This window comes from Streptomyces sp. col6 (assembly GCF_008042035.1).
GTDB lineage: Bacteria > Actinomycetota > Actinomycetes > Streptomycetales > Streptomycetaceae > Streptomyces.
Map to the genome: position 1 here is coordinate 637,207 of NZ_RDBL01000002.1, position 24,562 is coordinate 661,768.

Genomic DNA, 24,562 nt, shown 5'->3' on the forward strand with positions numbered 1-24,562 from the left:
CGCCGCGCGGCCCCCCGCCTGCTCATCGTCCAACCGCAACGACAACGACTCGGGGAGTGAGCGGGGCGGCCGGCCGCCCCGCTCACTCCCCGAGGGCGCCGCGCGGCCCCCCGCCTGCTCATCGTCCAACCGCAACGACAACGAGATCCGCTTCCGCGGAATGTCGACCTCCATCACCTTCACCCGGACGACATCCCCCGGCTTCACGACGTCCCGGGGGTCCTTCACGAACGTCCTGGACATCGCGGACACATGGACGAGCCCGTCCTGATGCACCCCGATGTCAACGAACGCCCCGAACGCCGCGACGTTCGTGACGACGCCCTCCAGCACCATCCCGGCTGCCAGGTCGCCGATCTTCTCGACGCCCTCCTTGAAGGTGGCGGTCTTGAAGGCGGGGCGCGGGTCGCGCCCCGGCTTCTCCAGCTCCTTCAGGATGTCGGTCACCGTCGGCAGCCCGAACTTCTCGGACACGTAGTCGTCCGCCCGCAACGACCGCAGCACATCGGTGTTGCCGATCAGCGCGGCGACGTCCCCGCCGGTCTTCTTCACCATCGACCGCACGACCGGGTACGCCTCGGGGTGCACGCTGGACGCGTCCAGCGGGTCGTCGCCCCGGATGCGGAGGAAGCCCGCGCATTGCTCGTACGCCTTCGGACCCAGCCTGGCCACGTCCTTCAGGCCCTTGCGGGAGCGGAACGGCCCGTTCGCGTCGCGGTGCGCCACGATGTTCTCGGCGAGCCCCGTGCCGATGCCGGAGACCCGGGAGAGCAGCGGCGCGGACGCGGTGTTGACGTCGACGCCGACACCGTTCACGCAGTCCTCGACGACCGCGTCCAGCGAACGCGAGAGCTTCACCTCGGACAGGTCGTGCTGGTACTGCCCGACGCCGATCGACTTCGGGTCGATCTTCACCAGCTCGGCCAGCGGGTCCTGGAGCCGGCGCGCGATCGAGACGGCGCCGCGCAAGGAGACGTCCATGTCGGGGAGTTCCTGCGAGGCGAAGGCCGAGGCGGAGTACACGGAGGCGCCCGCCTCCGAGACCATCACCTTGGTGAGCTTCAGCTCCGGATGCTTCTCGCACAGCTCACCGGCGAGCTTGTCCGTCTCGCGGGACGCCGTGCCGTTGCCGATCGCGATCAGGTCGACATGGTGCTCGCGCGCCAGCCGCTCCAGGGTCGCCAGCGACTGGTCCCACTTGTTGGCCGGGACGTGCGGGTGGATGACGTCGGTGGCGACGACCTTGCCGGTCGCGTCCACGACGGCGACCTTCACACCCGTACGGAATCCGGGGTCGAGCCCCAGCGTGGCCCGCGTCCCGGCCGGCGCGGCGAGCAGCAGGTCGCGCAGGTTCGACGCGAAGACGCGTACCGCCTCGTCCTCCGCGGCCGTGCGCAGCCGCAGCCGCAGGTCGATACCGAGGTGCACCAGGATCCGGGTCCGCCAGGCCCACCGCACCGTGTCGGCCAGCCACTTGTCGCCGGGACGCCCCCGGTCGCCCACGCCGAAGCGCCGGGCGACCATGTTCTCGTACGAGGACGGGCCGGGCTCCTGGGACGGCTCCTCCGGCTCCAGGACCAGGTCGAGCACGTCCTCCTTCTCGCCCCGGAGCATCGCCAGCACCCGGTGCGAGGGCAGGGCGGTGAACGGCTCGGCGAAGTCGAAGTAGTCCGCGAACTTGGCGCCCGCCTCCTCCTTGCCGTCCCGCACCCGGGCCACCAGCCGCCCGCGCGTCCACATGCGCTCGCGCAGCTCGCCGATGAGGTCGGCGTCCTCCGAGAACCGCTCGGTGAGGATGGCGCGGGCGCCCTCCAGTGCCGCCCCCGGGTCCGCGACGCCCTTGTCCGCGTCGACGAAGGCCGCCGCCGCGGCGAGCGGGTCCACCGAGGGGTCGTCGAGCAGGCCGGAGGCGAGCGGTTCGAGTCCGGCCTCCCGGGCGATCTGCGCCTTCGTCCGCCGCTTCGGCTTGAACGGCAGGTAGATGTCCTCCAGCCGTGCCTTCGTGTCGGCGGCCCGGATCCGCGCCTCCAGCTCCGCGTCGAGCTTGCCCTGCTCCCGTACGGATTCGAGGACCGCCGTCCGGCGCTCCTCCAGCTCCCGCAGATAGCGCAGCCGTTCCTCGAGCGTGCGCAGCTGCGCGTCGTCGAGCTCCTCGGTCGCTTCCTTGCGGTAGCGGGCGATGAACGGCACGGTCGACCCGCCGTCGAGCAGCTCGACGGCCGCCTTCACCTGCCGCTCGCGTACGCCGAGCTCCTCGGCGATCCTGCCTTCGATGGACGTCGTCACGGTTCTACCGACTCGCCTTCTCCTGCTGGCTGTGCTGGTCGGGCCCCGGGCCGCCGCTGGGGCCTGTCCGGAGTCACACGCCTTGCATTGTGCCGGGTGGCCGGGCGCCGTGTCGCCCGGCCACCCCAGGGGACGGCCGCCGGATTTCGTCGCTCAGCCGGTCGCGCTGGCCGGGAACGCGCCCGCCGCCCACGCCGTGGCGAGGAACCCGCCCCCCAGCTCCGTCAGCCTTGCCACACCCGGTCCGCCCAGGTGCTCGTACGGGCCCAGGTCCATCCGGTCCGTGGCCTCCTCCAGCCCCTTGCGCAGCTCGGCGCCCTCCTCGGTCAGCTCGCCCTCCGCCGTGAGCAGCCCGCGCTCGCGCAGCCGCTCCGACGCGGCCTCCCAGTCGGTGCGCCGCCAGCCGCGGGAGGCCAGCAGCCAGCCGATCGCCATGCCCTTGCCGGTGGCGGTGTGGCTGACCAGAGCCTCCAGCGGGTCGAGCTCCGCGGTGAGGAGCGCGGCGAGGTGGGCGTCGCCCCGGTGCTCGCGCAGCAGCGTCGCAGCGTGCCAGTACGCCAGGTGCGGTTCGTCCGGGACCGGCAGACCGGCGTGCGCCGCGTACAGCGGCCGGGCGTGCCGCGTGCAGCCCTCGGTGGCGCGCAGGGCGAGCTCCGCGGCCTCGGCCATCTCGGGGGAGGCGATGATCTCCTCGCCGAGCAGCCGGCGCAGCGTCGCGTCGGCGGCGCGCAGCCGGGCGTCCAGGACCTTCGCGGGGGAGGCTATGTCCCAGATCGCGGGGACGTGCCGGGACACCAGCGCGTGGTTGAAGTTGTAGAAGGTCGCGGTCACCGTGTCGGCGCCGACCGCACCCATCGCGGCGGCGCGGGTGGCGAAGTAGACGGCGGAGGGGTCGTCGATGCCGATCCCGCCGAGCTCCTTGCCGAGGTCGGGGGAGAAGTAGAGCGAGGAGTGCAGCGGGTTCAGGGCGTTGTGGCAACGCCGCCCGGCACGGGGCGGGAGAGTACTCATACCCGGCACGTTACCGACTGGTTGGTACGGACAGGAACCCCTGGGCCCACGTGAGCTGTGCCGCAGCGGGCGATGGCAGGAAAGGTGGGGAACCCGTCATTGCGGCCATTCCCGCGACCGCCCAGGATGGCGGACATGAAGCAGCGATCCGTGCTCGTCGTCCTCTTCGACGGTATCCAGAGCCTCGACGTCACCGGCCCCATGGAGGTCTTCGCCGGGGCGTCCCGGTTCCCTGACGTCTCGTACGAGCTGCGCACCGCCTCGCCGGCCGGCGCCCCGGTCCGCACGTCCTGTGGCCTCACCCTGGTCCCCGACGGCAGCCTCGCCGACGCGCCGACGCCCCACACCCTCCTCGTCCCCGGCGGCTGGGGCACCCGTGACCCCGACCCCGAACTCGTCCACTGGCTCCGCCTGCACGGGCCGCTGCCGGAGCGCCTGGTCTCCGTGTGCAGCGGGGCGCTGCTGCTCGCGGCGGCCGGACAACTGGACGGCCACCGGGCGACGACGCACTGGAACGTGTGCGAGAAGCTGGCCCGCGAACACCCGGCCGTCGAGGTCGACCCCGAGCCGATCTTCGTGCGCGACGGCAGGATCGCCACCTCCGCCGGGGTCACCGCGGGCATCGACCTCGCGCTGGCCCTGGTGGAGGAGGACCACGGACGGGACGTCGCCCTCACGGTCGCCCGGCACCTGGTCGTCTTCCTGCGCAGGCCGGGCAGCCAGTCCCAGTTCAGCGCACAGCTCAGCGCCCAGACGGCGCGCCGTGAACCGCTGCGCGACGTGCAGCACTGGATCACCGAGCACCCCGGAGCCGACCTCTCCGTCGAGGCCCTGGCCGCCCGCGCCCGCCTCTCGCCCCGCCACTTCGCCCGCGCCTTCCAGGCGGAGACGGGCACCACGCCCGGCCGGTACGTCGACCGGGTCCGCCTGGAACACGCCCGCCGGCTCCTGGAGGACACCGCCGACGGGGTAGCCCAGATCGCCCGCGGCTGCGGCTACGGCACCCCGGAGGCGATGCGCCGGGCCTTCATCAAGGCGCTCGGCGCGGGCCCCGCCGAATACCGCCGCCGCTTCGGCCCCCACACGGCCGACCACTCCTGACCCACCCGAGAGACAGGAAGTCCATGCAGATCGCCATCGTCCTCTTCGACCGCTTCACCGCGCTGGACGCCGTCGGCACCTACGAGATCCTGTCCCGCACCCCGGGCGCCGAGACCGTCTTCGTCGCCGAACGGACGGGCGCCGTACGCAACGACAGCGGCAGCCTCGACCTGGCCGCCCACCGCACCTTCGACGAGGTCCCCGCCCCCGACCTGGTGATCGTCCCCGGCGGCCCCGGACAGCACCACCAGATGGAGAACGAGAACCTGCTCGGCTGGCTGCGCCGCGCGGACGAGTCCACCACCTGGACGACCTCCGTCTGCACCGGATCGCTGCTGCTGGCGGCGGCCGGGCTCCTGAAGGGGCGGCGCGCCACCTCGCACTGGCTCGCCCTGGACACGCTCAGGGACCACGGCGCCGAGCCCACCGGCGAACGCGTCGTCTTCGACGGCAAGTACGTCACCGCCGCCGGGGTCTCGTCCGGTATCGACATGGGCCTCACCCTGCTCGGCCGCATCGCCGGCGACCGCACCGCGCAGGCCGTACAGCTCCTGACGGAGTACGACCCCCAGCCGCCCTACGACGCGGGGTCGCCGGACAAGGCGCCGGCCGACCTGGTCGAGGAGTGGCGGGGCCGGAGCCGCTTCATCCTCCAGTAGGCGCCCAGGTGAAGCGGGGCGTACGGCGTTCCAGGAAGGCGGCGACACCCTCCGCGGTGTCGCCGCTGCCCCGTGCCTGCCCGGCCCAGTACGCGTCCCGGTCCTCACGCCCAACTGCGAACTCCTTGGCCGCGGCCTGCGTCAGCCGGGACCGCGACACCAGGGTCCGTACGTACGCCCCGACCCGCTCGTCCAGCCCGGCGGCCGGCAGCACCTCGTCCACCAGGCCGGTCCGCAGCGCCCGCTCCGTGTCGATCAGCTCACCGGAGAACAGCAGGTGCTTGGCCGTCGCGGGGCCCGTCAGGGCGGCCAGCCGGCGGGTGGACGGGGCGGGGTAGACGATCCCCAGTTTCGCCGGGGTGACCCCGAACAGGGCTCCCTCCGCCGCGAAGCGCAGATCGCAGGCGGCGGCGAGCTGGCTCCCGCCGCCCACGCAGTAGCCGCGCACCACCGCGAGCGTCGGCAGCGCGAACGCGGCCAGCGCCTCCTCGGCCGCCACGGCCAGGCTCTGCGGATCGCTCCCGGGGTCCCGCAGCGAGGAGATGTCCGCACCCGCGCAGAAGGTGTCGCCCGCGCCGGTCAGGACCAGGGCGCCCACCGAGGGATCGGCGGCCAGCTTCTCCAGCAGCACCGGAAGCGCCTGCCACATCGCGGCCGTCATCGCGTTGCGCTTGGCGGGGTTGCTGATGACGACGGTGGCGACGCCGTCGGCGACGGTGTGCTCCAGGCGGGGTTCCGTACGGTCCATGGCCGGATGCTATCCGTGGTGTTCGAACCTACGATCAAGAAGGGGGCGCCGAGCAGGCACGCACCCGAGGAGCCTCACGTGGACGGTCCCGAACGCGAAGGCAGGAAGCTCCACCGCAGTTTCGGCGGTCTGGCCCTGCTCGGCATCCTGCTCGTCGTCGCCGGCCTGGTCGGGCTCGTCTACACCGGCGTGGCGACGCCGACCTCCATGATCCTTTTCGGCTGGCTGCTTCTCGTCGGCGGTCTGGTCGGCCTGGTCCACGCCGTGCAGTCGCGCGGCACCAGCTACTTCTGGCTGGGCGTCGTGGTCGCCGCGCTGAACATCGCCGCCGGGGTCGTCGTCATCCGCCACCCGCACGGCACCGCCGAGGCGCTGACCATGTTCGCCGCGCTCCTCTTCCTGACCGGCGGGGTCTTCCGGCTCGTGGGCAGCGTCGTGGTGCGCGGCCCGCAGTTCGGCTGGACGCTGCTCCAGGGCGCCTTCGGCCTGCTCCTCGGTCTGCTCGTACTCTTCGACTGGCCGCACAGCAGCCTCTACGTACTCGGCTGCTTCTTCTCGCTGGCCCTGCTCTTCGACGGGCTCGGGCTCATCGCCATCGGGATCGGCGGCCGGCGGATCGTCTCGATGGTCTCCGAGCAGATGACGGCGGGAGGGGACAAGGGAGAAGAGACGGACCCGCTCACCCAGGACAGTCAGAAGTGGTCCGAAACCTGACACTCCTGCGCGAATGAAGTCGAGTTCGGTCAATAGGTGTCGACTTGTGTTCAGTAGTGCGGACCGAAGTAACCTCGCCCGCCACCCTGTACTCGACGTGAAGTCACTTCGAGTGGAGAGCGGGTACCGGACTATGGAGAGCCGCGGGAGTGTCCCCGCCCGGCCCGTGCCGTACGAAGGGGTCTGGCGTTTCACCGCTCCGGCCTCGGACGTCTCCGTACCCCAGGCCCGGCACGCCGTGCGCGATCTGCTGAAGCGCCAGAACGTACCGATCGACGACGACATCACCCAGGGCCTGCTGCTCATCGTCTCCGAGCTGGTCACCAACGCGGTGAAGCACGCGGCGCTGCTCTCGCCCGAGCTGGCCGTCGAGGTTGCCGTGGGCGAGGAATGGGTCAGGGTGTCCGTCGAGGACAACCACCCCTACCGCCCCACGGCGCTGGAGACCGACCACGCGCAGACCGGCGGACGGGGCCTGCTGCTGGTCCGCGAGATCACCCGGGAAGCCGGCGGTACCTGCGACGTCGAGCACACCGCGGGCGGCGGGAAGGTCATCTGGGCGGCCCTGCCGCTCAGCAGCACCGCCCTCTGACCCTGCCCGCCCGGGACCGCCTACCAGCCGGCGGCCGGTCCCGTCAGCTCGCGGATCGCGGGCCGGGCGGCGTCCAGCACGGTCATGAACCACGCCGAGAACGGCTCACGGGCATGCCGCTCGGCCAGCTCCCCGGCCGTCACGAAGGCCGTCCCGCCGACCTCCTCCGGATCGGGCCGCAGCCGCTCCTGCGCCAGGCCCACGAAGAGGTGGTTGAACTCCTGCTCCACCAGGCCCGACGCCGGGTCCGGGTGGTTGTAGCGGACGGTGCCCGCCTCGGCCAGCAGCGAGGGCGAGAGCCCCAGCTCCTCGTACGTACGCCGGGCGGCGGCGGCGAAGGGCGCCTCGCCCGGGTAGGGGTGGCCGCAGCAGGTGTTGGACCAGACACCGGGGGAGTGGTACTTGCCGAGGGCGCGCTGCTGGAGCAGCAGCCGGCCCTGCTCGTCGAAGAGGAACACGGAGAACGCGCGGTGCAGCTGTCCGGGCGCCTGGTGGGCGGCGAGCTTCTCCGCCGTGCCGATGGTGGTGCCGTTCTCGTCGACCAGTTCGAGCATGATCGCTTCCGCTGTGCCGTTCGACGAGGTGTTCGCCGCGGTGACTGGTGTGGTCGGCATACCCATCCTTCGCTGTGGTTCCGGCCCCGTGCGCCGGTCCCGTCGAGTCTGCTCAAGTCTGCCGTACAAAAGCGGCTTGTCCGTACTTCGGGCCCTGGCATGTCCGCCCCCGCCCGACCGCCGTGTCAGACCCCGAACGCCTTCGGATACTCAATCGTGCCCCGCGCCACCGGCGCGGAATCATCGAGCACCAGCGCCATCATCGCCTCGTCCGGAACCTCGAAGGACGGCCGGATTCCGTACCGCGAGGCCGGTACGAAGCCGAACCTCGGGTAGTACGCGGCGTGGCCGAGCACCAGGACCAGGGCCTCCCCGCGCAGCCGGGCCGCGTCGAGCACGGCCCGGATGACGGCGGAGCCCGCGCCCCGGCGCTGGTGCTCCGGGGCGGTGGCGACGGGGGCCAGCGCCAGGGCGGGCGCGTCCCCGACCCGGCAGCGCGTCAGCAGGGCGAACGCGGCGATGCTCCCGTCGGGCGACTCGGCGACGTGCGAGAGACCGGGCAGCCAGGCCGACTGGTCCGCGCGCAAGGCTTCCACGAGATCCGCCTCGGCCTCCGTGGGGAACGCGGCGGCGTTCACGGCGTGCACGGCGGAGATGTCGGCGGCCGTCTCGGGGCGGACGGGCCAGGTGCTGTCGGTCAACGTGAGGACCCTCGGATGGACGGACACCGGCCGTCGGGCCGGTCTGTACACGTCCGCGAAACCCTACACCTCGGGTCCCGAGGGCCCATGGGTCAGTGGCAGAGCTTCGCCTCGTGCTCCGCGTGCCCGCTCGGCTCCAGCTGGAAGGTGCAGTGCTCGACATCGAAGTGGTCGCCGACGCAGCCCTGGAGCTCGTGCAGCAGCTTCTCGTGACCGATCGAGTCCAGCAGGTCCTGCTGCACCACCACGTGGGCGGAGAGCACCGGCATGCCCGAGGTGATCGTCCACGCGTGCAGGTCGTGCACGTCCAGCACCCCCGGCAGCGCCGTGATGTGGTCGCGCACCTCGCCCATGTCGACCCCCGGGGGCGCCGCCTCCAGGAGCACGTTCAGCGTCTCGCGCAGCAGCCGCACCGTACGCGGCACGATCATGAGGCCGATGACCAGCGAGGCGATGGGGTCCGCCGCCTGCCAGCCGGTCGCCATCACGATGCCCGCCGAGATCAGCACGGTCACCGACCCCAGCGTGTCCGCCAGCACCTCCAGATAGGCGCCGCGCACATTGAGGCTCTCCTGCTGCCCGCGCGTCAGGAGCGTCAGCGACACCGCGTTCGCGACCAGACCCACCAGGGCGAAGGCGATCGTGAGCCCGCCCCGCGTCTCGGCCGGGTCGATGAACCTCTGCACCGCCTCGAAGAGCAGATAGCCGCCGACCCCCAGGAGCAGACAGCAGTTGGCCAGGGCGGCCAGGATCTCCGCACGGGCGTAGCCGAAGGTGCGGTTCGGTCCGGCCGGCCGGTTGGCGAAGTGGATCGCCAGCAGCGCCAGGCCGAGCCCGAGGGCGTCGGTCGCCATGTGGGCCGCGTCGGCGATCAGCGCGAGTGAGCCGGACAGCACGCCTCCGACGATCTCCATGACCGTCACGGCCAGCGTGATGCACAGCGCGATGCGCAGCCGCCCCTTGTGCGCGGCGGCCGCCGTACCGGTGGGCACGGGCCCGCCGTGCACATGTCCGTGATCGTGCCCTGCCCCCATGGGGACGCCTCCCGGTCGTCTCGCGGACCCGGGCCTCCCCGGCCCGGACCCTGCCAGTGAACTACGGGTGGGGGGTATCGGGCAACACGGCACTGAACACCGTTGTCATTGCCCCTGACCTGCGCAAACGAGTGCAGGTCAGGGCCGTGTCGCGGTACGGGGGCCGACCGGCCGGGAGGGCGGGCCCATCCGCTTTTTTGTCAGGCGAGGCGGCCATCGACGATGATGATCGCGGACGGCGCGCATGATCCGGCGTCGCCCGGAACGGAGCGCAAACGGGCAGTGAACTCGCGCTTCCGTTCATCCGATAGCCTCTGCCGACATGCCGCCGGCCGCTTCTGGCCGCACTGTCGCGTGCCGATCCGTGTCAGCACCCCAAGGAGTGAGTTCGTCTGTCGACCGCCATTCTCACAGGTGCTCCGCTGCCCGGATCGTCACTGGAGGACGATCTCCGGTCGCTGGGCTTCGACGTCCGCGCAGCCGCCGACGTCACCGAAGCGGCCGGGCTGCTGGCCGCCGTCCCGGCGGCCGAGCGGGTCGCCCTTGTCGACCCCCGCTTCGTCGGCCACCGCCACGCCCTCCGGCTCGCCCTGACCGACCCCCGCTTCCCCGCGGCGGCCGTGCCCGGCGCCCTCACCGCACAGGCAGAGGCGCGCCCCGCCCTGGTGAGCGCCCTGCGCACCACGACCGACGCGGTCGGCGCCGGGGTGCCCGCCGCCGGCACCACCGCCACGGTCACCGACCGCACCGTGCCCGGCAGGCTCGCGGCGGCCATGGAGGCCGGGGGCACCCAGGTGCAGCGCCCCGAGCTGGGCTCGCTCGTCGCCACCGTGCCCACGGACGAGGCCGCCCGCGCCACCGCGCGCGCCGACGTCGGGGCCGTGGACGACGAGGCGGTCCGGCTGCGCAGCGCGGTGAAGGCCCGCGACGGCTTCTTCACCACCCACTTCATCAGCCCGTACTCGCGCTACATCGCCCGCTGGTGCGCGCGCCGGGGGCTCACACCGAACCAGGTCACCACCGCGTCCCTGCTCACCGCGCTGATAGCGGCCGGCTGCGCGGCCACCGGCACCCGGGGCGGCTACGTCGCGGCGGGCGTCCTGCTCCTGTTCTCCTTCGTGCTGGACTGCACCGACGGGCAGCTCGCCCGCTACTCCCTGCAGTACTCCACGATGGGCGCCTGGCTCGACGCCACCTTCGACCGCGCCAAGGAGTACGCCTACTACGCGGGCATCGCCCTCGGCGCGGCCCGCAACGGCGACGACGTCTGGGCCCTGGCCCTCGGCGCGATGGTCCTCCAGTCCTGCCGCCACATCATCGACTTCTCGTTCAACGAGGCCAACCACGACGCGGTGGCCAACTCCAGCCCCACGGCCGCCCTCTCCGACAAGCTCGACAGCGTCGGCTGGACGGTCTGGCTGCGGCGGATGATCGTCCTCCCGATCGGTGAGCGCTGGGCGATGATCGCCGTACTCACCGCGTTCACCACCCCGCGCATCGTCTTCTACGCCCTGCTGATCGGCTGCGCCTTCGCCGCGTGCTACACCACGGCGGGCCGCCTCCTGCGCTCCCTGACCCGCAAGGCCCGGCGCACCGACCGCGCCGCCCGGGCCCTCGCGGACCTCGCCGACTCCGGCCCGATCGCCCAGCTGATCGCCGCCCGCGGCCCGAAGATCCCCGGCGCCTGGAGCGCCCCCGTGGTCGCCCTCGTCGGCACCGGCGCGCTGATCGCCGCCGCGCTCCAGCAGCCCTTCGGCAGCCGGCAGACGGTCATCGCCGCCGTCTTCTACGCGGTCTGCTCCGGCATAGCCGTGGCGCGCCCCCTCAAGGGCGCGCTCGACTGGCTCGTACCCCCGGTCTTCCGGGCCGCGGAGTACTGCACGATCCTGATCCTGGCCGCCCGCAGCGAGGTCGACGGGGCGCTCCCCGCGGCCTTCGGGCTGGTCTCGGCGGTCGCCTACCATCACTACGACACGGTGTACCGCATCCGGGGCGGCACCGGCGCCCCGCCCCAGTGGCTGGTGCGCACGATCGGCGGACACGAGGGCCGGACCCTGGTCGTGGCCGTGCTCGCCGCCGCTCTCACCGGAGCCTCCGGCTTCACCACCGCGCTCACCGTGCTCGCTGTGGCCGTCGCGCTGATCGTGCTGGTGGAGTCCATCCGCTTCTGGGTGTCCTCCGGGGCGCCCGCCGTTCACGACGAAGGAGAAACCGCATGATCGGCCTCGTACTGGCAGCCGGCGCGGGACGGCGCCTGCGCCCCTACACCGACACGCTGCCCAAGGCGCTCGTGCCGGTGGACGGCGACAAGACGGTCCTCGACCTCACGCTGGCCAACTTCGCCGAGATCGGGCTCACCGAGGTCGCGATCGTCGTCGGCTACCGCAAGGAGGCCGTCTACGCCCGCAAGGAGGAGCTGGAGGCCACGTACGGCCTGAAGCTCACCCTCGTCGACAACGACAAGGCCGAGGAGTGGAACAACGCCTACTCCCTGTGGTGCGCCCGTGAGGAGCTGAAGCGCGGCGTGCTCCTCGCCAACGGCGACACCGTCCACCCGGTCTCCGTCGAGAAGACGCTCCTGGCCGCCCGCGGCAAGGGCCAGAAGATCATCCTCGCCCTCGACACGGTGAAGAACCTCGCTGACGAGGAGATGAAGGTCGTCGCCGAGGACGGCAAGGGCGTCCGGCGGATCACCAAGCTGATGGACCCGGCCGAGGCCACCGGCGAGTACATCGGCGTCACCCTCATCGAGGCCGAGGCCGCCGAGGAGCTGGCCGACGCCCTGAAGGCCACCTTCGAGCGCGACCCGGACCTCTACTACGAGGACGGCTACCAGGAGCTCGTCAACCGCGGTTTCACCGTGGACGTCGCCCCCATCGGTGACGTGAGCTGGGTCGAGATCGACAACCACGACGACCTCGCGAAGGGCCGGGAGATCGCGTGCCGGTACTGACCCGACTCATCCCGTCCCCGGTCTTCGTCGACATCAGCCGGGGCGCCATGCACGACCTGGCCGGCCTCCTCGCCGACCAGCGGATCTCGGCCTCCGGCAAGCTCGCCATCGCGATCAGCGGCGGCTCGGGGCTGGCCCTGCGCGAGAAGCTGGCACCGGCGCTGCCGGGCGCCGACTGGTACTGCGTCGCGGGCGGCAACATCGACGCCGCGGTGCAGCTGGCCGACGACATCAAGGGCAAGCGCTACGACGCCGTGGTCGGCCTCGGCGGCGGCAAGATCATCGACGTGGCGAAGTACGCCGCGGCCCGGGTCGGCCTGCCGCTGGTCTCGGTCGCCACGAACCTCGCCCACGACGGACTCTGCTCGCCCGTCGCCACCCTGGACAACGACAACGGCCGGGGCTCCTACGGCGTCCCCATGCCCATCGCCATGGTGATCGACCTGTCGGTGATCCGCGAGGCCCCGGACCGCTTCGTACGGTCCGGCATCGGTGACGCGATCTCCAACATCTCCGCCATCGCCGACTGGGAGCTCTCGCACCAGGTCAACGGCGAGCAGATCGACGGACTGGCCGCCGCCATGGCCCGTACCGCCGGCGAGGCCGTGCTGCGCCACCCCGGCACCGTCGCCGACGACGAGTTCCTCACCGTCCTCGCCGAGTCGCTGGTGCTCTCCGGCATCGCCATCTCGATCAGCGGAGACACCCGGCCCTCGTCCGGCGCCTGCCACGAGATCAGCCACGCCTTCGACCTGCTCTTCCCCAAGCGGGCCGCCAGCCACGGCGAGCAGGTCGGCCTCGGCGCCGCCTTCGCCATGCACCTGCGCGGGGCCGTCGACGAGTCCGGCCTCTTCGCCGACGTACTGCGCCGGCACGGCCTTCCGGTCACGCCCGACGCGATCGGCTTCACCGTCGACGAGTTCGTCGAGGCCGTCGAGTACGCCCCCCAGACCCGCCCGGGACGCTTCACGGTCCTGGAACACCTCAGCCTGTCCACCGACCAGATCAGGGACGCGTACGCCGACTATGCCAAGACCATCAGTAGCTGAACTCCGCCCGGTCGTTCACCCGCCGGGCGTCAAGGACCGGCGCAGCGGTGAGCACTGGGCGGGCCGGATATACATGCGCGAGATCTCGCTGCGCATCGACCGGTACCTGGTGAACACGAAGGTCACGCCGAACCAGCTGACCTATCTGATGACCGTCGCCGGTGTGCTCGCCGCCCCGGCGCTGCTCGTGCCGGGCATCTGGGGCGCGGTGCTCGGTGTCGTCATGGTGCAGCTGTACCTGCTGCTCGACTGCGTCGACGGCGAGGTCGCGCGCTGGAAGAAGCAGTTCTCGCTCGGCGGCGTCTATCTGGACCGGGTCGGCGCCTACCTGTGCGACGCGGCCGTGCTCGTCGGCTTCGGCCTGCGCGCCGCCGACCTGTGGGGCACCGGACGCATCGACTGGCTGTGGGCCTTTCTCGGCACGCTCGCCGCGCTCGGCGCGATCCTGATCAAGGCCGAGACGGACCTCGTCGGCGTCGCCCGCCACCAGGGCGGTCTGCCGCCGGTCAAGGAGTCCGCCTCCGAGCCGCGCTCCTCCGGCATGGCCTTCGCCCGCCGGGCCGCCGGGGCGCTCAAGTTCCACCGGCTCATCCTGTGCGTCGAGGCGTCGCTGGTCATCCTGGTCGCGGCCGTCCTCGACGAGGTGCGGGACGACTTCTTCTTCAGCCGTCTCGCGGTCGCGGTCCTGGCCGGCATCGCCCTGCTGCAGACCCTGCTGCACCTTGTGTCGGTCCTGGCATCGAGCAGGCTGAAGTGAGCACACCCATGAAACTCGGCGCGGTCATCATCACCATGGGCAACCGCCCGGCCGAGCTGCGCGCCCTGCTCGATTCGGTCGCCGCCCAGGAGGGCGACCGGATCGAGGTGGTCGTCGTCGGCAACGGCTCGCCCGTCCCCGACGTACCCCCGGGCGTGCGGACCGTCGAGCTGCCCGAGAACCTCGGCATCCCCGGCGGCCGAAACGTCGGCATCGAGGCCTTCGGGCCCTCCGGCGCCGACGTGGACGCCCTGCTCTTCCTCGACGACGACGGGCTGCTGCCCCTCACCGACACCGCGGAGCTGTGCCGGAAGGCGTTCGCCGAGGACCCCCGGCTGGGCATCATCAGCTTCCGCATCGCGGACCCCGAGACCGGGGTCACCCAGCGCCGCCACGTGCCGCGGCTGCGCGCCGCCGATCCGATGCGTTCGTCCCGCGTGACGACGTTCCTCGGCGGCGCCAACGCGGTGCGCACCCGGGTCCTCGCCGAGGTCGGCCCGCTGCCGGGCGACTTCTTCTACGCGCACGAGGAGACCGACCTCGCCTGGCGGGCGCTGGACGCCGGCTGGCTGATCGACTACCGCGCGGACATGGTGCTGCACCACCCCGCCACGGCCCCGTCCCGCCATGCCGTCTACCACCGCATGGTGGCGCGCAACCGCGTCTGGCTGGCCCGGCGCAACCTCCCCGCGCCCCTCGTCCCGGTGTACCTCGGGGTGTGGATGCTGCTGACCCTGCTGCGCAGGCCGTCCGGCGAGGCGCTGAAGGCCTGGTTCGGCGGTTTCCGGGAGGGCTGGCGGACGCCGTGCGGACCGCGCCGCCCGATGAAGTGGCGTACGGTGTGGCGCCTGACCAGGCTGGGCCGCCCTCCGGTCATCTGAGAGGCTCCCCTCTGGGAGCATGAGGCGTATTTTTCTTGTCGGGACCTGTCCGCCCTGAGCCGCGCCCGCGACTGGCTGCGCATTTTGAATACGAGAGTTTCTTCTGGTGAGTGACACAACCCATGGTGGCGCGGTTGCGGTAAGCAGCCCGCCGTCAGCCGACGACGGCCTGAGCGCGGCCGAGCTGGCCGCGAAGTACGGCCTTGCGGTCAGCGGTGCCCGGCCCGGACTCCTCGAGTACGTGCGCCAGCTCCGAGGGCGACGCCATTTCATCCTGGCGTTCTCCCGGGCCAAGCTGACCGCCCAGTACAGCCAGGCGAAGCTGGGCCAGCTGTGGCAGGTGGCGACCCCGCTCCTGAACGCCGCGGTCTACTTCCTCATCTTCGGGCTGATCCTGGGCACGAAGAAGGGCATCCCGCAGGAGGTGTTCATCCCGTTCCTGGTGACCGGGGTGTTCGTCTTCACCTTCACCCAGAGTTCCGTGATGGCCGGCGTGCGCGCGATCTCCGGCAACCTCGGCCTGGTCAGGGCGCTGCACTTCCCCCGTGCCTCGCTGCCCATCTCCTTCTCGCTCCAGCAGCTCCAGCAGCTGCTGTACTCGATGATCGTGCTGATCGCGGTCACGGTCGGCTTCGGCAGCTATCCCCGGCTGTCGTGGCTGCTGGTGATCCCCGCCCTGACCATGCAGTTCTTCTTCAACACCGGACTGGCGCTCGCCATGGCGAGGATGGGGGCCAAGACCCCCGACCTGGCCCAGCTGATGCCGTTCGTGATGCGTACGTGGATGTACGCGTCCGGGGTCATGTTCTCCATCCCGGTGATGCTCGCGGACAAGCCGGCCTGGATCACCGATGTGCTCCAGTACAACCCGGCGGCCATCTACATGGACCTGGTCAGGTTCGCCCTGATCGACGGATACGGCTCCGAGAACCTGCCCGAGCATGTGTGGGTGGTCGCCCTCGCCTGGTCGGTCGTGGTGGGCATCGTGGGCTTCGTGTACTTCTGGAAGGCAGAGGAACGGTACGGCCGTGGCTGACGACAACACCGCAGGGCGCGTCCCCACCGTGATCGCCGACGACGTGCACATCGTGTACCGGGTCAACGGCGGCGGTGGTGGCAGGGGCAGCGCCACCGCGGCACTGAGCCGGATCCTGCGCCGCGACAAGCGCGAGGAGCGCGGGGTGCGCAAGGTGCACGCCGTGCGCGGCGTCACCTTCACCGCCTACCGGGGCCAGGCGATCGGGCTCATCGGGACGAACGGCTCCGGCAAGTCGACCCTGCTGCGTGCCATCGCCGGTCTCCTGCCGACCGAGAGCGGCAGCGTCTACACGGACGGGCAGCCCTCGCTGCTCGGCGTCAACGCCGCGCTGATGAGCGACCTGACCGGCGAGCGCAACGTCGTGCTCGGCGGTCTCGCGATGGGGATGAGCCGCGAGGAGATCCGCGAGCGCTACGACGACATCGTCGACTTCTCGGGCATCAACGAGAAGGGCGACTTCATCACCCTGCCGATGCGTACCTACTCGTCCGGTATGGCCGCCCGCCTCCGCTTCTCCATCGCGGCCGCCAAGAACCACGACGTCCTCATGATCGACGAGGCGCTGGCGACCGGTGACCGCAAGTTCCAGATCCGCTCCGAGGCGCGGATCAGGGAGTTGCGCAAGGAGGCCGGGACGGTCTTCCTGGTGAGCCACAGCAACAAGTCGATCAGGGACACCTGCGACCGGGTGCTGTGGCTGGAGAAGGGCGAGTTGCTCATGGACGGCCCGACCGAGGAGGTCCTGCGGGCCTACGAGCGGGAGACCGGCAAGTAGGACGCACCCCGCGTCACGCACGGGCGGCCCCCGCCGGACCCTTCCGGCGGGGGCCGAGCCATGTCCGGACCACGGACCGGAGTGCGGGCATCCGCGCCTCGTCGTACGGCGTCCGCCGCGATCTCCTACCGCCGGATGACGTGAACGCGGCCCCGTGGGGGGAAAGTTGACGCGGGCTACGGGTCCGGGGCCGCACGGCCCGTACCCCGGCGTCCGGATGAACGTTGTACAACGTAAGCTGTACCGGTGCTGATTCGCCGCAAGTGGGGCGATACCGCCTGGGTGGACGGCCCGGAGCCGTCCTCGGCACTCGGGAGGGTGGGCGGCGTGTCCGGAATGGGATGTTTTGGGTCAGCAGTGTAGAACGGGAGATGTGACGGCTATGACGGAAGATCTCCAGCTCCGAGGTGCTCACGCCGTCCCCGCGCAGGGCGGTCCGCAGTGACCCGTACCCGGCAGGCGCGGCTCGATACCGCCGCATCCGGAACCCTCGACAAGGCAGCGCACGAGAACTTTCCGGTCGCCCCCTTCTTCCTGCCGCGTGCCTGGCGCGACGACCTGATGGCCGTCTACGGCTTCGCCCGTCTCGTCGACGACATCGGCGACGGCGACCTCGCCCCCGGTGGCGCCGACGCCGTGCATCTCGGCCTCGACGCGGCGCAGGCGGACGACCGGCTCGCGATGCTCGACGCCCTGGAGAGCGACCTGCGTCGCGTCTTCGCGACCACCGGTGAGACCCCGCACCACCCGCTCCTGCGGGCGCTGCGCCCCACCGCCCGCAGTCGCGCGCTCACCCCCGAGCCCTTCCTCGGCCTCATCGAGGCCAACCGGCAGGACCAGAAGGTCCGCCGCTACGGCACGTACGAGGAACTGCTCGCCTACTGCGAGCTGTCCGCCAACCCCGTCGGCCGCCTGGTCCTCCAGCTCACCGGGACCGCGAGCCCCGAACGGCTGCGCCGCTCCGACGCCGTGTGCACCGCACTGCAGATCGTCGAGCACCTCCAGGACGTTGCGGAGGACCTCGCCCGCGACCGGATCTACCTGCCGGCCGAGGACATGGCCCGGTTCCATGTAGGCGAGGCCGACCTCGCGGCGCCCCACGCGAACGCGTCGGTGCGCTCCCTGATCGCGTACGAAGCGGAACGCGCCCGGGATCTGCTGAATGAAGGCACCCCCCTGGTGGGTAGCGTCCACGGCAGGCTCAGGCTGCTTCTCGCCGGATTCGTGGGAGGAGGACGCGCCGCCCTCACCGCCGTCGCGGCCGCCGGATTCGATGTACTGCCCGGACCGCCCGGACCCACCAAGCCCAGCCTGCTGCGCGAAGTGGGAGTTGTCTTGCGAAAAGCGCGTAGAGAGGGGTGAGCCGGACCGTGGAGGGACAGACGACGTACATGTCGGCACCGGTACAGGCCGCATACAGTTACTGCGAGGCGGTCACCGGACAGCAGGCGCGTAACTTCGCGTACGGCATCAGGCTGCTGCCGGCCGAGAAGCGGCACGCCATGTCGGCCCTGTACGCCTTCTCCCGTCGTGTCGACGACATCGGTGACGGCGAGCTGGAGCCGGAGACCAAGCGCGTCCGCCTGGAAAGCACCCGCACCCTGCTGGACCGTGTCCGCGCCGGCGCGGTCGACGAGGACGACACCGACCCGGTGGCCGTCGCGCTCGCCGATACCGCCCGCAGATTCCCGATGCCGCTCGAAGGGCTCGACGAGCTCATCGACGGCGTGCTGATGGACGTGGACGGCACGGCCTACGAGACCTGGGACGACCTCAAGGTCTACTGCCGGTGCGTCGCGGGCGCCATCGGCCGCCTGAGCCTCGGCATCTTCGGTACGGAACCGGGCGCCCCCGGCGCCGAGCGCGCCCCCGAGTACGCCGACACACTCGGCCTCGCCCTCCAGCTGACGAACATCCTGCGCGACGTCCGCGAGGACGCGGGCAACGGCCGCACCTACCTCCCGGCCGACGACCTCGCCAAGTTCGGCTGCTCCGCGGGCTTCCACCGGGCCACCCCGCCACCCGGCTCCGACTTCGCGGGCCTCGTCCACTTCGAGGTCCGGCGCGCCCGCGCCCTGTTCGCCGAGGGGTACCGGCTGCTGCCCATGCTCGACCGGCGCAGCGGCGCCTGCGTCGCGGCGATGGCCGGCATCTACCGCAGGCTCCTCGACCGCATCGAGCGCGACCCCGAGGCGGTGCTGCGCGGCCGGGTCTCGCTGCCCGGCCACGAGAAGGCGTACGTCGCGGTGCGCGGTCTGTCCGGTCTCGACGCCCGCCACATCTCGCGGCGCACGGCCCGAGGGCGTGTCTGAATGCGCCTCAGCCACATCTCGCGCACCATGTGCATCAAGGACGAACGGAACGGACCGCGGGCAACCCCCGGCCCGGCGGCCGCGTCCCTGACTGAGCAGGTCCGACGGAACGCAGCCGCTGAGAGGGGGACGCATGAGTGACGACACCCTGCGCTCGCCCCACGCGGTCGTGGTCGGCGGCGGGCTCGCCGGTGTCACGGCGGCCCTGCGCCTGGCCGACGCCGGGCTTGACGTGACCCTGCTCGAAGGCCGCCCCCGGCTCGGCGGGCTCGCGTTCTCCTTCCGCCGGGGCGGGCTGACGGTCGACAACGGCCAGCATGTCTACCTGCGCTGCTGCACCGCGTACCGCTGGTTCCTCGACCGGGTCGACAGCGCCCGTCTGGCACCCCTGCAAAACCGTTTGGACGTGCCCGTTCTCGATGTCGGGCAGCCCTCGGGACCCCGGCTGGGAAGGCTGCGCCGCAACGCGCTCCCGGTCCCGCTGCACCTGGCCGCCGGCCTCGCCGGGTACCCGCACCTGTCGCTCGCCGAACGGGCGGGTGTCGCACGGGCCGCGCTGGCCCTCCGCCGGCTCGACCCGGACGACCCCGCGCTCGACGCCGAGGACTTCGGCAGCTGGCTCGCCCGCCACGGCCAGTCGCCCCGCACCATCGAGGCACTTTGGGACCTGGTCGGCGTCGCCACCCTCAACGCCACCGCGCCGAACTCCTCGCTCGCGCTCGCCGCGAAGGTCTTCAAGACCGGACTGCTCTCCGAACCGGGCGCCGCCGACATCGGCTGGGCCTCCGTACCGCTCGGCGACATCCACGACACCATGAGCCGCAAGGCCCTGGACTCCGCCGGTGTCCGCACCGAACTGCGTACCAAGGCCCACGAGCTCACCCGCACCGACGACGGACGCTGGCTGGTCGACACCGGCGCCGAACAGATCGAGGCGGACACCGTCGTCCTGGCCGTGCCGCAGCGCGAGACCCACGCCCTGCTGCCCGAGGGCGCGCTCGACGCGCCGGACCGGCTCCTGGAGATCGGCACGTCGCCGATCCTCAACGTGCACGTCGTCTACGACCGCAAGGTCCTCAAACGGCCGTTCTTCGCCGCGCTCGGCTCGCCGGTCCAGTGGGTCTTCGACCGCACCGAGGCCTCAGGTCTCACCGGTCCCGGCCAGTACCTCGCGGTCTCCCAGTCCGCGGCCGGTGACGAGATCGAACTGCCCGTCGCCGAGCTGCGCGCCCGCTACCTGCCCGAGCTGGAACGGCTGCTGCCCGCCGCCCGCGGCGCCGGCATCCGGGACTTCTTCGTCACCCGTGAGCGCACCGCGACCTTCGCGCCCGCGCCCGGCGTCGGCCGGCTGCGGCCCGGGACGCTCACCCGCGCCCCCGGACTGTTCCTGGCAGGTGCCTGGACCGCCACCGGCTGGCCCGCAACGATGGAGGGCGCGGTCCGCAGCGGTGCGGGCGCCGCGGACGCCGCGCTCCGGGCGCTCGGCCGCCCCCATGAACATCCGCTGCAGGAGGCGGCATGAGCAGTACCACCGGAACAAGAGGAGAGTCAGTGACCCCGGCGAATCCGGCTTCCGACACCGTGGCGGACACCACGGACGTCACCGCGCTTCTGGAGCGTGGACGGGCCCTTTCCACGCCGGTGCTCCGGGCCGCCGTCGACCGGCTCGCACCGCCCATGGACACCGTGGCCGCCTATCACTTCGGCTGGATCGATGCCCAGGGCAGGCCCGCCGACGGCGACGGCGGCAAGGCCGTTCGCCCGGCGCTGGCGCTGCTGTCCGCCGAGGCGGCCGGCGCCGCGCCCGAGGCCGGCGTCCCCGGCGCCGTCGCCGTCGAACTCGTGCACAACTTCTCGCTGCTGCACGACGACCTGATGGACGGCGACGAACAGCGGCGCCACCGCGACACCGTATGGAAGGTGCACGGCCCCGCCCAGGCGATCCTGGTCGGCGACGCCCTGTTCGCCCTGGCCAACGAGGTCCTGCTGGAGCTCGGCACGCCCGAGGCGGGCCGCGCGGCCCGGCGGCTGACCTCGGCGACCCGCAAGCTCATCGACGGGCAGGCCCAGGACATCTCCTTCGAGCACCGCGAGCGCGTCACCGTCGAGGAGTGCCTGGAGATGGAGGGCAACAAGACCGGCGCCCTCCTCGCCTGTGCCTGCTCCATCGGCGCGGTGCTCGGCGGCGCGGACGACCGCACCGCTGACGTCCTGGAGGCGTACGGCCACCACCTCGGCCTCGCCTTCCAGGCGGTCGACGACCTGCTCGGCGTCTGGGGCGACCCCGAGGCCACCGGCAAGCAGACCTGGAGCGATCTGCGCCAGCGCAAGAAGTCCCTGCCGGTCGTCGCCGCGCTCGCCGCGGGCGGACCGGCCTCCGAGCGCCTCGGCGAGCTGCTCGCCGCCGACGCCAAGAGCAGCGACTTCGACAGCTTCTCCGAAGAGGAGTTCGCCGCCCGTGCGGCGCTCATCGAGGAGGCGGGCGGCCGCGAGTGGACCGCCCAGGAGGCCCGTCGTCAGCATGCGGTCGCCATAGAGGTGCTGCACGGTGTCGACATGCCGGAAACCGTGCGGGCGCAGCTCACGGCGCTCGCGGACTTCGTCGTCGTACGAAAGAGATGATCACCATCTGGTCCATATGACTCGCAGTCGCCGGCCGGCGTCCTTACGGGCGCCGGCCGACGGAGACCCCAGCACAGCAGAGGACCACCTGCACGAAGGGGAAGCCATGACAGCGACGACCGACGGAAGCACCGGGGCCGTTGATCCCCGCGCAGCCTCGGCCAGTAGACCGACTATCGAATCAACCATCGCCGCGGACGGTGTACTGGCCGCCGCGCGGCGGGCCGCGGAACGCTCGGTGGAGCACCTCCTCGGCAGGCAGGACGAGCAGGGCTGGTGGAAGGGCGACCTCGCCACCAACGTCACCATGGACGCCGAGGACCTGCTGCTCCGCCAGTTCCTGGGCATCCAGGACCCCGCCACGCTCCGGGCCGCCGCCGGATTCATCCGCGGCGAGCAACTCGGCGACGGAACCTGGGCGACCTTCCACGGCGGGCCCGCGGACCTCTCCACCACCATCGAGGCTTATGTGGCGCTGCGGCTGGCGGGCGACCGGCCGGAGGATCCCCACATGGCCCGCGCGGCCGGCTGGGTCCGGGAGCAGGGCGGGATCGCCGCGAGCCGGGTCTTCACCCGGATCTGGCTGGCCCTCTTCGGCTGGTGGAAGTGGGACGACCTGCCCGAGCTGCCGCCCGAGCTGATGTTCTTCCCCAAGTGGGTCCCGCTCAACATCTACGACTTCGGCTGCTGGGCCCGCCAGACCATCGTGCCGCTCACCATCGTCTCGGCGAAGCGGCCGGTGCGGCCCGCCCCCTTCGCCCTCGACGAGCTGCACACCGAACCGGACGACCCGAACCCTTCCAAGCGGCCCGCTCCGGCGGTGAGTTGGGACGGCCTCTTCCAGCGTCTCGACAAGGCGCTGCACGTCTACCACCGGTTCGCCCCGCGCGCACTGCGCCGGATCGCGATGAACGCCGCCGCCCGCTGGATCATCGAACGCCAGGAGAACGACGGCTGCTGGGGCGGTATCCAGCCGCCCGCCGTCTACTCGGTCATCGCCCTGCACCTGCTCGGCTACGACCTCGAACACCCGGTGATGCGGGCGGGCCTCGACTCGCTCGACCGCTTCGCCGTGTGGCGCGAGGACGGCACCCGCATGATCGAGGCCTGCCAGTCCCCGGTCTGGGACACCTGCCTGGCCACCATCGCCCTCGCCGACGCCGGGGTCGCCCCCGACCACCCGGCGCTCGTGAAGGCGGCGGACTGGATGCTCGCCGAGGAGATCGTCCGGCCCGGTGACTGGGCGGTGCGCAGGCCCCGACTGGAGCCGGGCGGCTGGGCGTTCGAGTTCCACAACGACAACTACCCCGACATCGACGACACCGCGGAGGTGGTCCTCGCCCTGCGCCGGGTCCGCCACCCCGACCAGGCCCGGGTGGACGCCGCCATCGAGCGCGGCGTGCGCTGGAACGTCGGCATGCAGTCCCGCAACGGGGCCTGGGGCGCGTTCGACGCCGACAACACCAGCCCGTTCCCCAACCGGCTGCCCTTCTGCGACTTCGGCGAGGTCATCGACCCGCCGTCCGCCGATGTCACCGGCCACGTGGTGGAGATGCTCGCCATCGAGGGGCGCGCCGCGCACCCCGTCACCCGGCGCGGCATCGAGTGGCTGCTGTCCGAACAGGACGCGGGCGGCGGCTGGTTCGGACGCTGGGGGGTCAACTACGTCTACGGCACCGGCTCCGTGGTTCCCGCGCTGACCGCCGCGGGACTCCCCGTCTCGCACCCCGCGATCCGGCGCGCGGTCCAGTGGCTGGAGTCCGTCCAGAACGACGACGGCGGCTGGGGCGAGGATCTGCGCTCGTACACAGAGGAGAAGTGGATCGGCCAGGGGGCGTCCACCGCGTCCCAGACCGCGTGGGCCCTGCTCGCGCTGCTGGCCGCGGGCCGCCGGGACACCGTCGCCGTGACGCGCGGCATCGCCTGGCTGACCGAGACCCAGCAGGCCGACGGCTCCTGGGACGAGCCGTACTTCACCGGCACCGGGTTCCCCTGGGACTTCTCCATCAACTACCACCTCTACCGGCAGGTCTTCCCGCTCACCGCACTCGGGCGGTATGTGCACGGCGACCCGTTCGCGGGCCGCGCGCCGATGCGCGAGGGGGCCTGATGGGTGACGGTCCGGGGCCGGACGGCCCCGCCGCCCCCCTGCTGATCGCCTGCGCGCTCGGCATCGAACAGCTCGCCCTGCGCACCGGCAGGCGGAGGGCGGTGGACGCCCCGGACCGGGTGACCGTGCTCCGTACCGGCATGGGCCCCCGGGCGGCCGAAGCCGCCGTGGCACGGGCGCTCGGGCAGGACGGGGCGGCGGCCACCGCCGTCATCGCCTCGGGGTTCTGCGCCGGCCTCGAACCCGGGATGCACCCGGGCGACCTGGTGGTGGCCGAGGAGACCCGGGCCGCCGGGGACCCCGTCCCGTGCACCGGTGCGGACCTGCTGGCCGAGGCGCTGGCCAGGGCCGTACCGGGGCGCACCGTACACACCGGTCCGCTGACCGGCTCCGACCATGTCGTCCGGGGACATGAACGGGCCGAACTGCGGGCCACCGGGGCGGTCGCGGTGGACATGGAGTCCGCCGCGACCCTGCGCACCGCCCTGCGGTCCGGGCCACGCCCGGTTGCCGCCGTACGGGTGGTCGTGGACGCTCCGGAGCATGAGCTCGTCCGCATCGGCACGGTCCGCGGTGGAATATCGGCTTTCCGCGTTCTTCGTGCCGTCCTACCGGCTTTCTATGAATGGCACCGATCTTTGCTGCTCCCCAGGAGGTGAGCTAG

General features: G+C 71.9%; 23 protein-coding genes and 1 pseudogene. 17 read left to right on the plus strand and 7 right to left on the minus strand.

Annotation, left to right across the window (positions count from 1 at the left end; translation table 11 throughout):
- Positions 1 to 59: 59 nt before the first annotated feature.
- Both EAO73_RS02935 and EAO73_RS02940 read right to left on the minus strand, forming a co-directional pair.
- Positions 60 to 2,286 (minus strand): annotated as a pseudogene (locus EAO73_RS02935) (Tex family protein); the annotation flags it as partial.
- A 153-nt stretch (positions 2,287 to 2,439) separates the two neighbouring features.
- Positions 2,440 to 3,297 carry an SCO6745 family protein gene (locus tag EAO73_RS02940; protein WP_147969869.1) on the minus strand — a complete coding sequence of 286 codons (858 nt, stop codon included), beginning with the start codon at positions 3,295 to 3,297 and terminating at the stop codon, positions 2,440 to 2,442.
- Between the two features lie 135 nt (positions 3,298 to 3,432).
- Between EAO73_RS02940 and EAO73_RS02945 the strand changes: the two genes are divergently transcribed.
- Together EAO73_RS02945 and EAO73_RS02950 are read left to right on the plus strand one after the other, a co-directional pair.
- The gene (locus EAO73_RS02945) at positions 3,433 to 4,398 is read left to right on the plus strand and encodes a GlxA family transcriptional regulator (RefSeq protein ID WP_147969870.1); all 966 of its coding nucleotides are present in this window, start codon (positions 3,433 to 3,435) and stop codon (positions 4,396 to 4,398) included.
- 23 nt (positions 4,399 to 4,421) lie between these two features.
- A complete protein-coding gene (locus tag EAO73_RS02950; RefSeq protein ID WP_147969871.1) occupies positions 4,422 to 5,057 on the plus strand; it encodes a DJ-1/PfpI family protein in 636 nt (211 codons plus the stop codon).
- On the opposite strand, the gene EAO73_RS02955 is transcribed toward EAO73_RS02950, so the two are convergent.
- Complete coding sequence (locus EAO73_RS02955; RefSeq protein ID WP_147969872.1) at positions 5,044 to 5,805, minus strand: enoyl-CoA hydratase/isomerase family protein; 762 nt, start codon at positions 5,803 to 5,805, stop codon at positions 5,044 to 5,046. The two genes, EAO73_RS02950 and EAO73_RS02955, sit on opposite strands and share 14 nt — an antisense overlap.
- A 78-nt stretch (positions 5,806 to 5,883) precedes the next feature.
- Here EAO73_RS02955 and EAO73_RS02960 point away from each other — a divergent pair, with 78 nt between their 5' ends.
- A complete protein-coding gene (locus EAO73_RS02960) occupies positions 5,884 to 6,519 on the plus strand; it encodes an HdeD family acid-resistance protein (protein WP_147969873.1) in 636 nt (211 codons plus the stop codon).
- A 133-nt stretch (positions 6,520 to 6,652) separates the two neighbouring features.
- Positions 6,653 to 7,111, plus strand: coding sequence for an ATP-binding protein (locus tag EAO73_RS02965; RefSeq protein ID WP_147970002.1), 459 nt, complete (start codon positions 6,653 to 6,655; stop codon positions 7,109 to 7,111).
- 20 nt (positions 7,112 to 7,131) lie between these two features.
- Here EAO73_RS02965 and idi read toward each other — a convergent pair whose 3' ends face one another.
- From idi to EAO73_RS37065, 4 genes are all read right to left on the minus strand, one after another.
- Positions 7,132 to 7,725, minus strand: a complete 594-nt coding sequence (gene idi, locus EAO73_RS02970; protein ID WP_147969874.1) for an isopentenyl-diphosphate Delta-isomerase — start codon at positions 7,723 to 7,725, stop codon at positions 7,132 to 7,134.
- Between the two features lie 125 nt (positions 7,726 to 7,850).
- Entirely contained in the window at positions 7,851 to 8,366 is a 516-nt protein-coding gene (locus EAO73_RS02975) for a GNAT family N-acetyltransferase (RefSeq protein ID WP_224756153.1), read from the minus strand.
- Between the two features lie 92 nt (positions 8,367 to 8,458).
- Positions 8,459 to 9,400 (minus strand): cation diffusion facilitator family transporter, encoded by a 942-nt coding sequence (locus EAO73_RS02980; protein ID WP_147969876.1) that lies wholly within the window; start codon positions 9,398 to 9,400, stop codon positions 8,459 to 8,461.
- Between the two features lie 434 nt (positions 9,401 to 9,834).
- Positions 9,835 to 9,969: a hypothetical protein gene (locus EAO73_RS37065; protein WP_263576287.1), complete on the minus strand. Its 135-nt coding sequence runs from the start codon at positions 9,967 to 9,969 to the stop codon at positions 9,835 to 9,837.
- Between EAO73_RS37065 and EAO73_RS02985 the strand changes: the two genes are divergently transcribed.
- The 13 genes from EAO73_RS02985 (at position 9,907) to EAO73_RS03045 (ending at position 24,557) form a co-directional block, all read left to right on the plus strand.
- Positions 9,907 to 11,619: a DUF5941 domain-containing protein gene (locus EAO73_RS02985; protein ID WP_224756159.1), complete on the plus strand. Its 1,713-nt coding sequence runs from the start codon at positions 9,907 to 9,909 to the stop codon at positions 11,617 to 11,619. The genes EAO73_RS37065 and EAO73_RS02985 overlap by 63 nt on opposite strands.
- Positions 11,616 to 12,353 carry a sugar phosphate nucleotidyltransferase gene (locus tag EAO73_RS02990; RefSeq protein ID WP_147969878.1) on the plus strand — a complete coding sequence of 246 codons (738 nt, stop codon included), beginning with the start codon at positions 11,616 to 11,618 and terminating at the stop codon, positions 12,351 to 12,353. Before EAO73_RS02985 ends, EAO73_RS02990 begins: the two co-directional genes overlap by 4 nt.
- The gene (locus EAO73_RS02995; RefSeq protein ID WP_147969879.1) at positions 12,341 to 13,402 is read left to right on the plus strand and encodes an iron-containing alcohol dehydrogenase family protein; all 1,062 of its coding nucleotides are present in this window, start codon (positions 12,341 to 12,343) and stop codon (positions 13,400 to 13,402) included. Before EAO73_RS02990 ends, EAO73_RS02995 begins: the two co-directional genes overlap by 13 nt.
- Positions 13,380 to 14,159, plus strand: a complete 780-nt coding sequence (locus tag EAO73_RS03000; RefSeq protein ID WP_147969880.1) for a CDP-alcohol phosphatidyltransferase family protein — start codon at positions 13,380 to 13,382, stop codon at positions 14,157 to 14,159. Before EAO73_RS02995 ends, EAO73_RS03000 begins: the two co-directional genes overlap by 23 nt.
- 8 nt (positions 14,160 to 14,167) lie before the next feature.
- Entirely contained in the window at positions 14,168 to 15,040 is an 873-nt protein-coding gene (locus tag EAO73_RS03005; RefSeq protein ID WP_191133919.1) for a glycosyltransferase family 2 protein, read from the plus strand.
- Positions 15,041 to 15,146: 106 nt separating this feature from the next.
- Positions 15,147 to 16,076 (plus strand): ABC transporter permease, encoded by a 930-nt coding sequence (locus EAO73_RS03010; protein ID WP_147969882.1) that lies wholly within the window; start codon positions 15,147 to 15,149, stop codon positions 16,074 to 16,076.
- On the plus strand, positions 16,069 to 16,854 hold the full coding sequence (locus EAO73_RS03015; RefSeq protein ID WP_147969883.1) for an ABC transporter ATP-binding protein: 786 nt from the start codon (positions 16,069 to 16,071) through the stop codon (positions 16,852 to 16,854). Before EAO73_RS03010 ends, EAO73_RS03015 begins: the two co-directional genes overlap by 8 nt.
- Before the next feature lie 441 nt (positions 16,855 to 17,295).
- On the plus strand, positions 17,296 to 18,216 hold the full coding sequence (gene hpnC / locus EAO73_RS03020; RefSeq protein ID WP_147969884.1) for a squalene synthase HpnC: 921 nt from the start codon (positions 17,296 to 17,298) through the stop codon (positions 18,214 to 18,216).
- 29 nt (positions 18,217 to 18,245) lie between these two features.
- A complete protein-coding gene (gene hpnD, locus EAO73_RS03025) occupies positions 18,246 to 19,166 on the plus strand; it encodes a presqualene diphosphate synthase HpnD (RefSeq protein ID WP_191133909.1) in 921 nt (306 codons plus the stop codon).
- A gap of 133 nt (positions 19,167 to 19,299) precedes the next feature.
- A complete protein-coding gene (hpnE, locus tag EAO73_RS03030; protein ID WP_147969886.1) occupies positions 19,300 to 20,688 on the plus strand; it encodes a hydroxysqualene dehydroxylase HpnE in 1,389 nt (462 codons plus the stop codon).
- Positions 20,685 to 21,788 (plus strand): polyprenyl synthetase family protein, encoded by a 1,104-nt coding sequence (locus tag EAO73_RS03035; protein ID WP_191133910.1) that lies wholly within the window; start codon positions 20,685 to 20,687, stop codon positions 21,786 to 21,788. The genes hpnE and EAO73_RS03035 overlap by 4 nt, the downstream gene beginning before the upstream one ends.
- Positions 21,789 to 21,894: 106 nt before the next feature.
- Positions 21,895 to 23,898: a squalene--hopene cyclase gene (gene shc, locus EAO73_RS03040; RefSeq protein ID WP_147969888.1), complete on the plus strand. Its 2,004-nt coding sequence runs from the start codon at positions 21,895 to 21,897 to the stop codon at positions 23,896 to 23,898.
- Positions 23,898 to 24,557, plus strand: coding sequence for a 1-hydroxy-2-methyl-2-butenyl 4-diphosphate reductase (locus tag EAO73_RS03045; protein ID WP_147969889.1), 660 nt, complete (start codon positions 23,898 to 23,900; stop codon positions 24,555 to 24,557). The genes shc and EAO73_RS03045 overlap by 1 nt, the downstream gene beginning before the upstream one ends.
- Positions 24,558 to 24,562 lie beyond the last annotated feature (5 nt).

What these genes read in the sequence shown, in the direction of transcription:
- EAO73_RS02940 (WP_147969869.1), bottom strand. Translation starts at nt 3,297, where the DNA reads ATGAGTACTCTCCCGCCCCGTGCCGGGCGGCGTTGCCACAACGCCCTG.
- EAO73_RS02945 (WP_147969870.1), top strand. Translation starts at nt 3,433, where the DNA reads ATGAAGCAGCGATCCGTGCTCGTCGTCCTCTTCGACGGTATCCAGAGC.
- EAO73_RS02950 (WP_147969871.1), top strand. Translation starts at nt 4,422, where the DNA reads ATGCAGATCGCCATCGTCCTCTTCGACCGCTTCACCGCGCTGGACGCC.
- EAO73_RS02955 (WP_147969872.1), bottom strand. Translation starts at nt 5,805, where the DNA reads ATGGACCGTACGGAACCCCGCCTGGAGCACACCGTCGCCGACGGCGTC.
- EAO73_RS02965 (WP_147970002.1), top strand. Translation starts at nt 6,653, where the DNA reads ATGGAGAGCCGCGGGAGTGTCCCCGCCCGGCCCGTGCCGTACGAAGGG.
- idi (WP_147969874.1), bottom strand. Translation starts at nt 7,725, where the DNA reads ATGCCGACCACACCAGTCACCGCGGCGAACACCTCGTCGAACGGCACA.
- EAO73_RS02980 (WP_147969876.1), bottom strand. Translation starts at nt 9,400, where the DNA reads ATGGGGGCAGGGCACGATCACGGACATGTGCACGGCGGGCCCGTGCCC.
- EAO73_RS02990 (WP_147969878.1), top strand. Translation starts at nt 11,616, where the DNA reads ATGATCGGCCTCGTACTGGCAGCCGGCGCGGGACGGCGCCTGCGCCCC.
- EAO73_RS03000 (WP_147969880.1), top strand. Translation starts at nt 13,380, where the DNA reads ATGCCAAGACCATCAGTAGCTGAACTCCGCCCGGTCGTTCACCCGCCG.
- EAO73_RS03005 (WP_191133919.1), top strand. Translation starts at nt 14,168, where the DNA reads ATGAAACTCGGCGCGGTCATCATCACCATGGGCAACCGCCCGGCCGAG.
- hpnD (WP_191133909.1), top strand. Translation starts at nt 18,246, where the DNA reads ATGTCGGCACCGGTACAGGCCGCATACAGTTACTGCGAGGCGGTCACC.
- hpnE (WP_147969886.1), top strand. Translation starts at nt 19,300, where the DNA reads ATGAGTGACGACACCCTGCGCTCGCCCCACGCGGTCGTGGTCGGCGGC.
- EAO73_RS03035 (WP_191133910.1), top strand. Translation starts at nt 20,685, where the DNA reads ATGAGCAGTACCACCGGAACAAGAGGAGAGTCAGTGACCCCGGCGAAT.
- shc (WP_147969888.1), top strand. Translation starts at nt 21,895, where the DNA reads ATGACAGCGACGACCGACGGAAGCACCGGGGCCGTTGATCCCCGCGCA.
- EAO73_RS03045 (WP_147969889.1), top strand. Translation starts at nt 23,898, where the DNA reads ATGGGTGACGGTCCGGGGCCGGACGGCCCCGCCGCCCCCCTGCTGATC.